This window comes from Neobacillus sp. C211, from assembly GCF_051842875.1.
In the GTDB taxonomy this organism is placed as follows: Bacteria; Bacillota; Bacilli; order Bacillales; family Cytobacillaceae; genus Neobacillus.
In genome coordinates this window covers 133,100-145,406 of sequence record NZ_JBPXRO010000003.1, presented here as the reverse complement: position 1 = coordinate 145,406, position 12,307 = coordinate 133,100, and the positions used below count along the sequence as shown (strand labels likewise).

General features: G+C 38.6%; 11 protein-coding genes. 10 read left to right on the top strand and 1 reads right to left on the bottom strand.

Translation table 11 applies throughout. From position 1 onward, the window contains the following. Nucleotides 1–44 precede the first annotated feature (44 nt). The 6 genes from ACSU6B_RS04275 (at nt 45) to ACSU6B_RS04250 (ending at nt 6,815) form a co-directional block, all read left to right on the top strand. Nucleotides 45–1,571 (top strand): tripartite tricarboxylate transporter permease, encoded by a 1,527-nt coding sequence (locus ACSU6B_RS04275; protein WP_215001901.1) that lies wholly within the window; start codon nt 45–47, stop codon nt 1,569–1,571. A gap of 80 nt (nt 1,572–1,651) precedes the next feature. After that, on the top strand, nt 1,652–3,280 hold the full coding sequence (locus tag ACSU6B_RS04270) for an ATP-binding protein (protein WP_410883031.1): 1,629 nt from the start codon (nt 1,652–1,654) through the stop codon (nt 3,278–3,280). Next, nucleotides 3,243–3,959, top strand: a complete 717-nt coding sequence (locus ACSU6B_RS04265) for a response regulator (protein ID WP_410883028.1) — start codon at nt 3,243–3,245, stop codon at nt 3,957–3,959. The genes ACSU6B_RS04270 and ACSU6B_RS04265 overlap by 38 nt, the downstream gene beginning before the upstream one ends. 244 nt (nt 3,960–4,203) lie before the next feature. After that, nucleotides 4,204–4,698: a flavodoxin domain-containing protein gene (locus tag ACSU6B_RS04260; protein WP_410883026.1), complete on the top strand. Its 495-nt coding sequence runs from the start codon at nt 4,204–4,206 to the stop codon at nt 4,696–4,698. A 47-nt stretch (nt 4,699–4,745) separates the two neighbouring features. Beyond that, a complete protein-coding gene (locus ACSU6B_RS04255) occupies nt 4,746–5,588 on the top strand; it encodes a hypothetical protein (RefSeq protein WP_410883024.1) in 843 nt (280 codons plus the stop codon). Between the two features lie 195 nt (nt 5,589–5,783). Further along, entirely contained in the window at nt 5,784–6,815 is a 1,032-nt protein-coding gene (locus tag ACSU6B_RS04250) for an ATP-grasp domain-containing protein (protein WP_410883022.1), read from the top strand. 70 nt (nt 6,816–6,885) lie between these two features. Here ACSU6B_RS04250 and ACSU6B_RS04245 read toward each other — a convergent pair whose 3' ends face one another. Beyond that, nucleotides 6,886–7,260, bottom strand: coding sequence for a nucleotide excision repair endonuclease (locus tag ACSU6B_RS04245; protein ID WP_088086990.1), 375 nt, complete (start codon nt 7,258–7,260; stop codon nt 6,886–6,888). A 334-nt stretch (nt 7,261–7,594) separates the two neighbouring features. Here ACSU6B_RS04245 and ACSU6B_RS04240 point away from each other — a divergent pair, with 334 nt between their 5' ends. From ACSU6B_RS04240 to hutU, 4 genes are all read left to right on the top strand, one after another. Further along, on the top strand, nt 7,595–8,176 hold the full coding sequence (locus ACSU6B_RS04240; RefSeq protein ID WP_410883020.1) for a TerD family protein: 582 nt from the start codon (nt 7,595–7,597) through the stop codon (nt 8,174–8,176). Between the two features lie 376 nt (nt 8,177–8,552). Beyond that, nucleotides 8,553–10,061 carry a helix-turn-helix domain-containing protein gene (locus ACSU6B_RS04235; RefSeq protein ID WP_410883018.1) on the top strand — a complete coding sequence of 503 codons (1,509 nt, stop codon included), beginning with the start codon at nt 8,553–8,555 and terminating at the stop codon, nt 10,059–10,061. Nucleotides 10,062–10,096: 35 nt separating this feature from the next. Continuing rightward, entirely contained in the window at nt 10,097–10,375 is a 279-nt protein-coding gene (locus ACSU6B_RS04230; RefSeq protein ID WP_410883016.1) for a hypothetical protein, read from the top strand. A gap of 253 nt (nt 10,376–10,628) precedes the next feature. Further along, complete coding sequence (hutU, locus tag ACSU6B_RS04225; protein WP_410883014.1) at nt 10,629–12,302, top strand: urocanate hydratase; 1,674 nt, start codon at nt 10,629–10,631, stop codon at nt 12,300–12,302. Nucleotides 12,303–12,307 lie beyond the last annotated feature (5 nt).

The following is a 12,307-nucleotide window of genomic DNA, read 5'->3' as shown; positions in this document are numbered from 1 at the left end:
CGGTGTCAGGCACCACGTTTCTTGGAAGGAAAGGGGGATATGTAATGAATACTCTTGATTATTTGATGCACGGATTCGGTGCGGCACTTATTTGGTATAATTTACTTTTTGCATTTGTTGGAGTTTTGATTGGGACAGCCGTTGGGGTGTTACCGGGGATTGGTCCAATGAGCGGCGTAGCTTTGCTTATTCCTGTTACCGCTTCCATTACGGGAGGACTTCCTCCTGAACAAGCCGCAACTAGTGCCATCATTCTCCTTGCTGGTGTCTACTACGGAGCCATGTATGGTGGATCAACCACTTCAATTCTATTAAATACTCCTGGCGAATCATCGTCCGTAGTGACCACATTAGATGGTTATCAGATGGCAAAGAAAGGACGAGCAGGGAGTGCCTTGTCAATTGCGGCGATTGGGTCGTTTGTGGCAGGAATCGTCACGTTGGTCGCACTAATTGCCTTGGCGAAACCGTTGTCAAATCTAGCCCTTAAATTCGGTCCTTCTGAATATTTCTCTCTGATGCTGTTAGGACTCGGCGCTGTGAGCGGATTGGCAGGAAAGTCCGTTACGAAAGCCTTAATTATGACGGTAAGTGGGCTGCTCCTTGCTACAATCGGAATTGACAATGTTTCTGGGATTGGCCGTTTTACTTTTGATATTCCCTGGTTATACCAAGGGATTGAATTCTTGACCATTGCCGTAGGTTTGTTTGCACTTGGTGAGGTGTTTAAGACAATCTTAGAAAAAGATGAAGAAGATACACAAATGTCAAAGATTAATAATTTACTACCATCTAAAGAAGAGTTGAAAGAATCGGCTGGACCGATCGCCAGAGGATCCATCTTAGGCTTTTTTATCGGGATTCTACCTGGAGCAGGTGCGACGCTCGCTTCCTTTTTTTCTTACATATTAGAAAAGAAGATTTCTAAAGACCCATCGAAATTTGGTACTGGTGCGATTGCGGGTGTTGCAGCACCAGAATCGGCGAACAATGCAGCCTCAGGCGGAGCAATGATACCCTTATTAACATTAGGAATTCCGGGCTCGGGCACAACCGCCATCCTGATGGGGGCACTGATGATGTATAACGTTCAGCCTGGTCCGTTATTATTCGAAGATCATCCCCAAGTAGCGTGGGGATTGATTGCTAGTATGTTTATTGGAAATATCATGCTGTTAATACTCAACCTCCCGCTTGTTAAGGTATTTGCAAAAATCATTCAGACACCAAAGAAATATTTGATTCCAATTATTATTGCCATCTCTATTTTCGGTGTTTATGCGGTTCAAGTTTCGATTAATGACCTTTTGCTTCTACTAGGTTGCGGTTTAGTTGGCTATTTTCTAAATAAACATGATTACCCGATTGCACCATTGGTGTTAGGACTGGTACTAGGTCCAATGCTTGAGAATAACCTGCGCAGAGCCTTAACGATTTCAAATGGAGATTTTGGACCGTTTTTCACACGCCCTATCTCATTAAGTTTCTTAATTTTGACCGTTCTTTGGTTGGTTATTCCGGTCATAATGAAGATGAGAGGAAAAAATGTCGTTATTAACGAAGAAGGATAATCTTTTTAAAGTTCTGATTATTGGAAAAACCCCTTTTTTTAAGGGGTTTTTTTCTATATGATAGAGATAGAGGTGTTTGTATGCGATTACATACGAAATTAATGTTAGGTATTTTTATATTAATCATCCTAATTGGCGGGGTTTTTGAAATAACTTTTAAAAACATAATGGAATCCAATCTTAAGCACGAAAAAGGGACGAAGGCCTTATCGGTGGCACAGTCCATCTCAAATATGCCAGAGATTCAAAAAGCCTTTTATAGTACCGATCCTGCTGCCATTATACAACCGATCGCAGAAAAAATTAGAAAACAGGTTGGAGCGGAATTTATTGTTATCGGGAATCGAAAGGAGATTCGCTATTCTCATCCTGACCCAAACCGGTTAGGACAGAAAATGGTTGGTGGAGATAATGAACGAGTCTTTAGAGGAGAATCGGTCATCTCAGAATCGATTGGAACCCTTGGTCCTTCCTTGAGAGGAAAAGCACCCATATTTAGTGATGGCGGCGAAGTTATTGGAGTGGTTTCAGTAGGATATCTTCAAACGGATATTGATAAAGAAGTTTCAAAGATTAGAAGAAAAATCTTTATGGTGACAATGATTATCTTACTGGGAGGATTACTAGCCGCATTATTAATCTCCTTAAATATTAAGAGAGCGATTTTCGGACTTGAACCAAAAGAAATAGCTTGGATGTACCAGGAGAAACATGCCATATTAGAATCCATCCATGAAGGAATTATCGCAGTCGATACGAATGGGCGAATAACAGTTGTCAATGAAACCGCACATAAATTTCTCAATGTACCGAAAGAGGTCCTTCTCCGTGGAAAAAGAATTGAAGATGTACTTGAAAATACGCATCTATATGAAGTTGTTCGAACTGGACTTGCGGAGTATGATCGGGAATTTGCCATTTTTGGAGAGGTATTTTTGGTTAATCGTATTCCCATTTTTAATAAAAAGGGAGAAGTAATTGGAGCAGTTGCTAGCTTCAGAAACAAGTCAGAGCTTTCCAATCTGATTCAGGAATTGTCCCATGTAAAAGCATATGCTGAAGGACTAAGAGCACAGACACATGAATATTCCAATCGTCTTTACACACTTCTTGGCTTGATTCAACTTGGTTCGTATAAAGAAGCGATTGATTTCATTTCAAGGGAAGTGGATGTCGCGCAAGGTTTCATAAGCTTCCTAATGAAGGAAATTCCTGACCCGATCATTGCCGGTTTTATTTTAGGTAAGGTCAGTTTATCAAGCGAGTTAAAAATCAATTTTACAATAGACCGAGAGAGCAGCTTTAAGGATGTTCCAGCGGAAATCAGTAGGGATACGTTAGTCACAATTATAGGTAACCTTGTCAATAATGCCTTCGATGCTGTAAGAGAAAATAATAAGGAAGAAAAAAAGGTTTCTTTGTTTTTAACTGACCTAGGAAAAGAATTGATTATCGAAATAGAAGATAACGGCAAAGGCATTGACACGGGCCTAAGTGAACAAATTTTTCAAGATGGATTTTCAACGAAAAACCGTCAAAGCAATGCAGGGATTGGGTTAAGTCTTGTTAAGGAAGCCATAAGGAGCTTAGGGGGATATATCACCTTTTCATCGAATGATGGGGAAGGGACCATTTTCACAGTAGCGATACCAAAAAGCAGGGGGTGTTTGAATGAAGCAGAGCCCGGATATAGAAGTGTTAATTGTTGAGGATGATTTACGAATTGCAGAAATTCAAAAACGATTTATTGAACAGATTGCTGGTTTTCAAACGGTAGGAATTGCGGCAAGTTATCAAGAAGCAAAGACCTATATTGATTTACTACAGCCAGACCTTCTCTTGCTGGATGTATATTTTCCAGACATGAATGGAATTGATTTACTTAAAGAAACAAAGCAGCAAAATAAACAAATGGATGTAATCATGATTACCGCCACAAAAGAGATTCATAAGGTTCAAGAGGCAATTAGTATAGGTGTGTTTGATTATATTATTAAACCAGTGATTTTCGAGAGATTCAAACAATCATTGCTGCGGTATCAGGATTTTCACACGAAGCTAGTAGAATTGAGGAATGAAAATCTCCATGTCACCCAACAACAGGTGGACAAGTTACTGCGAAAAGAAATAGATCTCTCCCTTAGCGAAAAAGCTTATTTGCCGAAGGGAATTGATCCGCTTACACTTGAAAAGGTTTTGGATGTCCTGTCGAAAGTCGATTTCGGGTTAACAGCAGAATTCGTCGCCAAAGAAATAGGCGTTAGCAGAACAACGGCTAGAAGGTATCTTGAACATCTCATGTCTGAGGAAAAAATTGCAGCAGATTTAGCTTACGGAACGGTGGGTCGTCCTGAACGAGTCTATTTGGTAAAAAGTGGAGTCAAATAGCATAACCACTAAAAAGGAAGAAGGCTCTAATGGAGAGCCTTCTTCCTTTTTGATGTAGGCAGTGATTAAGAAGTCGGTGCCTGACACCATGCTGTACCTTCGATGAATTGTAATAATATTGCCAATATTACCACAGGAGAGAATTTAAATTAGTTATATAATAAGATTGAATCTTCATAGCCAGCAAGATATTTAGTAAATGTGGCTGGTTTTAGTAATGTAATATGAAGGAGGGGTAATTGACATGAAAAGTTTAATTGTGTATTGCTCGTCTCATGGGACTACAGAAAAAGCAGTAAGATTTTTAAGTGAAAGTCTTGAAGGGGAAGTTTTAGCGGTGGATTTGAAGAGGGAGAAAGAAGAGTTCGATCTGGCAAATTTTGATACCGTTATCATTGGCGGCTCGGTTCATGCAGGGAATATTCAACGAAAAATAAAACAGTTTATAAGAAACAACCTAGAAACACTTTTGGAAAAAGACGTCGGTCTTTTCCTTTGCTGCATGCATGATGGCGAGACTGCCATCGAGCAATTTAACCATGCCTTTCCACAAGAATTGCGCAAGAATTCCACGGCAATGGGGTTATTTGGCGGTGAATTTCTCTTATCCGAAATGAACTTTATAGAAAAACAAATTGTAAAAAAAGTGAGCGGTGCAACCATTGATCAATCCAATTTAGATTATGAGGCCATCAAGGAATTTGCGTCCAAATTAAATCATATAAATAGTCTTGTTTAGTGGTTACTGCCTCTTCTATTTCTATAGAAGATAAGGAGTGATATTTGATGGAATCCACGATGAAATCATCTTATAAAATGACCATTATTATTGTTGTGCTAACTTTTATTGCCGCATTAGGTGGACTTTTTATTGAAGACTTGTATAAGGATACCAACAGCTTTGCTTTGAATGCATGGTATGCCAATGATATTATTTTACTCGCTGTCGGCTTGCCACTTTTGATTACTGCATTGCTTCTATCGATTCGTGGTTCACTAAGAGGGCAGTTAGTTTGGTTAGGAATGCTTAATTTTACTATATATAATTATTCTTATTATCTTTTTGGTGCTGCATTAAACTCTTTTTTTCTTATATATGCCGCCTTGTTCACTTTGTCGATGTATTCAATTGTTTTCGGATTAGTTTTTTTAGATTACAATAAAGTTGGAAACTCATTTAAGAAGAAAAGTTCTTATAAAGGGATTAGCATCTTTATGATCCTATTAGCGATAACCCTTGGGGGAGCATGGATTTATCAGTGGGTAAATTTTGTTACCACAGGTAATCCACCACAAATCATGATTAATTTAAATTCTTCAAACAACCTGGTTGCCACATTAGATTTAACATTCGTGGTTCCACTATGTATCGTTGCTGCCTATTTTCTTTGGCAGCGGCGGCCAATCGGATATGTGCTAACAGTTATGTTAAATGTTAAGGGGTTTGTTTATAATCTAATATTGATTTATGGTTCGATTGTTCAGGAAAAAGCAGGAATCAAAGGTGCAATGGATTTAGTTCCGTTATGGGTGATTCTATGTATCGGCTGCCTTAGTTCTTTTGTCATTTTGTTAATTAATATGAAACCAATTGAAAATAAAAGGAAGACATTAGAAAGGGTCGGATAAATCTAAATATTTCGAGATATTGTGAACGTTGCTGCTTTTGCAGAACGTTTTTTTATTGCCGAAAAAGAACCTGTCGGATAAACTTTTTCGACATATCCCAATTTGGCATGATTTTTTTGTCAAATTTTGCTTATAAAAATAAGCATAAATGACTATAATGAAAGAGGTCTTAATACAAAAAGGAAGAGGATTCAAATGAAGATTTGGTTTAACAGATGGTTTACAACGGTTTCCCATTATATTGATATGATCCGGTTCAATGAAGATAAGCGGAACTTTATCATTTATGGGACACATCCGAACAAAGATGCCCTTTATTTACAAAATTGTGATTACGCCTTTGTCGAACCAGATGTATCTGGTGAAGAATATATTGGTTTTTGTCTTGAATTTTGTCAGAAGCATGGGATCGATATTTTTGTCCCAAGGAAAGAAAATGTCCTCATCTCAAAAAGACTAAGTGACTTTGAGGCTTTGGGTGTTAAAGTACTAGTTTGCCCTGAAGCAAAGTTAATGGGGACAATGGATAATAAAGCAGATACCTATCGCCTTTTATCCAACGGAGCAGCAAACTTTTTGATTCCGGACTATTATGTCGTCAATAATGTTGAGGATTTTAAGAGGGCGTATGAAAAACTAAAGGAAAAAGGACATACGGTTTGTTTTAAACCAGTGATTGGTGAAGGTGCCAATGGATTTCGGGTCATAATAGACCAAATCGTGTCCATTGACCAGTTTTTCAATCATGGAATTGGTTTCCGTATTCCCTATGCCCATGCCTGCGAAATTTTGAGCCAGCAAGATACATTCCCTGACTTAATGGTGTTGGAATTTCTAGAGGGAAGAGAATATAGTATTGATTGTTTATCGTCCCATGATGAATTGTATGCTGCTATTCCTCGAATGAAGGGGGATGGAAGAGTCAGGGAGCTTGTGGAACAGGCGGAACTCATTAAATTAGCACACGATTTTCACCAAGAGTTTAAATTGCCATATGTATTCAATATTCAGGTAAAATACAACAACTTTGGTGAGCCGAAACTGTTGGAGATTAATCCGCGAATGAGCGGGGGAATGCACATTAGTTGCTTGTCAGGGATTAACTTGCCATATCTAGCCATCAAGGTTTTACTTGGTGAAGAGGTGGAAGTAGTCAAACCGAGGTTTGGAATTCGAGCAAGTCATATTGAGAAGGAAATGATTCTGAAATATGGCGATATTAGTTAATTGAACAAGGAAAGCAAAAGAAAAGAGCAGGTTTTTTTGTATCGACCTGCTCTTTTCACTATTAGGAAGCTTATTTATAAAAAACTTTATCGATATTGTATTTTGCATGTAGTGTATTAATGATAAAGGTTTCATAAATTTCTCTCTCCATCGGATCTTCCACAACACATACTGCAATCCGATAAACTTCATCACGATGTAATTTGATCGGCGAAACAGTATCTTCAAAATGTCTTTTTACACGAGGGCGCAACTTCCTTGCTTTTCCTACAAATAGTAATTCGTCATTTGCGTTTGAAAATAAAATAATCCCGCCTTTGTCTCTTGGGATCTTATTGTAATCAGTAAAACCATAAACGCTGCTTAGCGGCGCCTCAATTTTTTCTCCAACTTGGTTCTTTTTCGTAATCACTATATCAGGATTAGGTATTTCAATTTTTATCATTAAGAAAATCGCTCCTTGCTTAAAATAAACGGTGTCCCCGTTTTGCTAACAGTTCATTATAGCACAAACTTTTGTTAATAGATTTGACTTTCTTATTTTAACCATTTTTCAGTCCTCAAAACCAGTTATACAGGATCTCTTTTGAATTTATTAGAGTGAGTAAATAATGGTAGAAAAATATTCCTTATTTTTGTAAACTTAAGGAAAGTGTTGTAATTTTGCTGATTTAATTATGTTCGCAAGGTAAATAATTCTTGGTAGGATTCGATTGTTATGAACTTTCTATTTATAATAGAAGGTGATATAAAATATTAAGATTAGAAAGGGTGTTTTTATGGCTATTACATTGTCTAAAGGGCAAAAGGTTGATTTAACAAAAACAAATCCTGGTTTAACGAAAGTTGTTGTTGGTCTTGGCTGGGATACAAATCGTTATGACGGCGGGAAAGATTTCGATTTAGATGCAAGTATATTCTTATTAGGAGCAAATGGAAAAGTGACTTCTGAAAAGGATTTTGTGTTTTACAACCAGCTAGAGGGCGGAAATGGTTCAGTGGTACATACAGGTGATAACCGCACGGGAGAAGGCGATGGGGATGATGAGCAAGTAAAAGTAAATCTTAGCGCTGTTCCTGCTCAAGTGGAGAAAATCTCGTTTGTTATTACTATTCATGATGCAGAATCACGCGGTCAGAATTTTGGACAGGTTTCTAATGCATTCTGCCGAATCGTAAACGAAGATACAAACCAAGAAATCATTCGCTATGATTTAGGGGAGGATTTCTCCGTTGAAACTGCCATCATTGTAGGTGAATTATACCGACACAATGGAGAGTGGAAATTCTCAGCTGTAGGTTCTGGCTACCAAGGTGGACTAGCACGCATCGCAACAGACTTCGGACTAAACGTAGGCTAAGATGGTGAAAACAAAAAAGGACAAAAAGGTCTATTGACCATTTTGTCCTTTTTTTGTTTAGAGTGTGGCGTCATATGCGTGGTGTCAGGCACCGTAAAAAGACATTTGGTTGTTTTGTCCGCTTGGGGTGGACAAAGTCGAATTTGTTTGTTGGAAGTGTTTATAACTATCTAAATGGACAGGGTTTTTGGTTTGGGGTATTGTGGAGTTAACTATTTTATTTTGATTTGATAATGGATTTTATTTGAAATTTTTGTTTGAAACACAGGATCTTTCGATTACTTTTGCAATCAATTGGGTTGTATAACTCAATATATTTGCTTTTTTGGACCAGCCAGAACATTAAAAGAAATACGAACGAAAGAGGGACATTACGATGGAAGGAAAATGGCTGATTGCCGATCGCGATTTGAATGAACGTGAAGGATTAAAATGGCTGTTGAAAACGACCTCTATCCCTGTCACCAACATATTATTAGCTTCTAATTACCAGGAATTTGTCGTTAGGTTTGAACAAGAAAGGCCAGATGTTGTATTAATCGAACTTGATATGATCTCCAAGGAGGTTTGGACAACCTTTCGCGACCTGATGCAAATCTATGACCCAGTCCTCCTGTTAACTACCGCAGAAGGAACCTTTGAAAAAGCTCGCCTTGCCATTGACATGCAAGCGTTAGATTTAATGGTTAAACCTTTGTCAGCAACAAAGGTTACATCTGCGTTCCAAAAAGCCTCACGAAAACTTGGAACTAAAAATCAGGCAGACGGAATTCTTAGTCCCAAAACATATAAGGACATATCATATGAAGCTTTATTTATTTCTCAACCATCTTTATCAGAAAATTTCCATATGGCCGCTTTTCAAACGGAAAATATCGGTTTGATACCTTCATTGCATTCCTTCTTAAGAGAATTTCCATTCAAGGGTATCCAAGGTATATTCGCAATGGACGATATGGTTGTGATTTTGTTTAAGGAAACGGCTCATCAGTTTTTAGAGCAGTGTCAAAAAGCGATGAGAAAATGGGAGGAGGAATTTTCTGACCCTCTTGCCATCGTTGTCCATAAAGGAAATTCTTCGGCAATGAGCTTAAACCAACAATACTTCCAAACCCGAAAAATGCTGGAGTTCACCTATTATAAAGGCTATCGCCAAGTAGCTGAATTTGAACACTCACCAGAATGGGTACATATTGACCCTTTTTTAGCACCTCCTGAACAGAGAGCATGGGTCGACATGCTGACAAATACCGATTTAGAAAAAATAAAGAAGTGGCTGTACGAGGAATTTTTACAATTACAAGAGCCTTATCCTGATCCAGGATTGGTTAGAATCCAGCTTACGAGTATACTCGCCCAGGTTAGAAGGTTTATGAAGACCAATAATTTAGACGAGGACCAAAGTTATGAACGAGAGTACCGCTATATTTTCAATTCAATTTTGTATGATAAGGTTCTTTATCGTACAGTTCAAAATCTCATATTATTTATTCAAAAATTGTTTATAGGTGCAGAGAGCAGCCCCAGAAAAAAACAAGATCCGATTGAACGTGGCATATCCTATATGGAGACTCATTTTTCCAATAGTTCGCTCAGGCTTGAAGATGTGGCGCAGTATGTTGACCGAAATCCTTCCTATTTCAGCCATATGATGAACACTAAAACCGGTTCGAGCTTTACAGAAGTATTGACTGCCATAAGAATGAAAGAAGCGAAACGGTTACTGATTGAAACGAACAAACCGATTCAAGAAATTTCAGACCTTGCAGGATATCAAAATTCAAATTATTTTAGCCGGATGTTTAAGGAATTTGTAGGTACTTCACCAAGAGAATTTCGCATGAATACAGTAAATATGTTTAAAAACGAGAGGGAGACAGACTGATTTTTGTTAATTTATTTTGGGAGAGGTGGGGAAAATTGAAGACGGTAATTAGTATTCTGGTTTTATGCTACCTGTTATTTTCGTTACTTCAATTGTATTTCAATAGAAAATGGCAGCTGGTTTACACGGCGTTTGGACATGATCAATATTTTATGATTATTGCTAAGTTAAATGCTGCAGGCATTAAATATAAAATCAAAACTCCTGTGAATTTTCGCAATGACGCTGGTTTTAAGGATCAAGCACAATATGATATTTTTGTGAAAAAAGATGAAGAACATAGGGCAAATGCTGCCCTCCAAAATAAAAATTAATACTTTGTTTGTGTTCCTTAAAATTAAGCCAGTATTGGACCCATCAGGAAAGTGATTGGGTTATTTTTTATGTAATCAAACCTAAAGATAATATCTAATTTATAAAGATATTATGGTTATATGGACGAACTATCTAAAAAAAATCTAGTACAAACTACAAATATTATCTATTATCTAATGTTCCATTCGTATTTTTCAGAAGATTTTATTTTTATAATAAAAATAGACCTAAAACAAAAAGGGAGTGGAAACAATGGAAACAAACACAACGAATTCAAGAGTTATTAAAAATTATAAAGGTACTGAATTACATGCAAAGGGCTGGATCCAGGAAGCGGCACTGCGCATGCTAATGAACAATCTGGATCAAGAGGTTGCCGAAAGACCTGAGGATTTAGTCGTTTATGGCGGAATTGGCAAGGCTGCTCGGAACTGGGAATCTTATGATGCTATCGTGAAAACGCTGCTAGAATTGGAGAATGACGAAACGTTAATGATTCAATCTGGTAAGCCAGTGGCTGTTTGGAAATCGCATAAGGATGCACCGCGCGTGTTGCTCGCCAACTCCAACCTGGTTCCAGCATGGGCGAATTGGGAGCATTTCCACGAGTTAGATAAAAAGGGCTTGATGATGTATGGGCAAATGACCGCTGGAAGCTGGATTTATATTGGCAGCCAAGGAATAGTGCAGGGAACGTATGAAACGTTTGCCGAGCTTGCCCGTCAGGAGTTCGGAGGAACATTAAAACACACCATCACGCTAACAGCAGGACTAGGCGGCATGGGTGGAGCACAGCCTTTATCCGTAACAATGAACGATGGTGTATGTATCGCAATCGATGTGGATGAGACAAGAATCGACCGCCGTATTGAAACCGCTTACCTTGATGTTAAAACAAATGACCTTGAGGAAGCATTAAAAATGGCTCAAGAAGCTAAGGTCTCAGGTAAAGCATTATCAATTGGTTTATTAGGTAATGCGGCAGAAATTTTACCAATCATGATTGAAAAAGGCTTTAATCCAGATGTATTAACGGATCAAACTTCTGCACACGACCCGCTAAATGGCTATGTTCCAGTTGGTTTTACATTAGAAGAAGCGGCAACATTACGAAAAGAAGATCCATCAAGGTATGTAGAACTTTCAAAACAAAGCATGGCTGTCCATGTGAAGGCAATGCTGACAATGCAACAAAAAGGTGCGGTCACGTTTGACTATGGTAACAACATTCGTCAAGTAGCGAAGGATGAAGGTGTGGAAAATGCCTTTGATTTCCCTGGTTTCGTTCCAGCATATATCCGTCCATTATTCTGCGAAGGAAAAGGTCCTTTCCGTTGGGCAGCACTATCAGGAGATCCTGAAGATATTCGTAAAATTGATGAAGCATTGCTTCGCGAGTTCAAAGATGATGAACATCTATGCAAATGGGTAAAAATGGCACAGGAAAAAATTAGCTTCCAAGGTCTTCCTGCCCGGATTTGCTGGCTTGGATATGGTGATCGTGCTCGCTTTGGTAAAGTTATCAATAATATGGTTGCTTCCGGAGAAGTATCGGCACCAATCGTTATTGGACGTGACCACTTAGATGCAGGTTCTGTAGCATCGCCAAATCGTGAAACAGAAGCCATGAGAGACGGCAGTGATGCAGTTTCCGACTGGCCGATTTTAAATGCGATGATTAATGCTGTTGGCGGCGCGAGCTGGGTTTCCTTACACCATGGCGGCGGGGTTGGCATGGGTTACTCTCAACATTCCGGTATGGTAATTGTTGCGGATGGTACAAAGGATGCGGAAGTGCGTCTTGAGCGGGTATTAACCACGGATCCTGGCATGGGTGTAGTTCGTCATGCCGATGCAGGGTATGAGATTGCTATTAAAACAGCAAAAGAGAAGGGCATCAAAATGCCAATGCTTAAGCAAGACTAAGACTG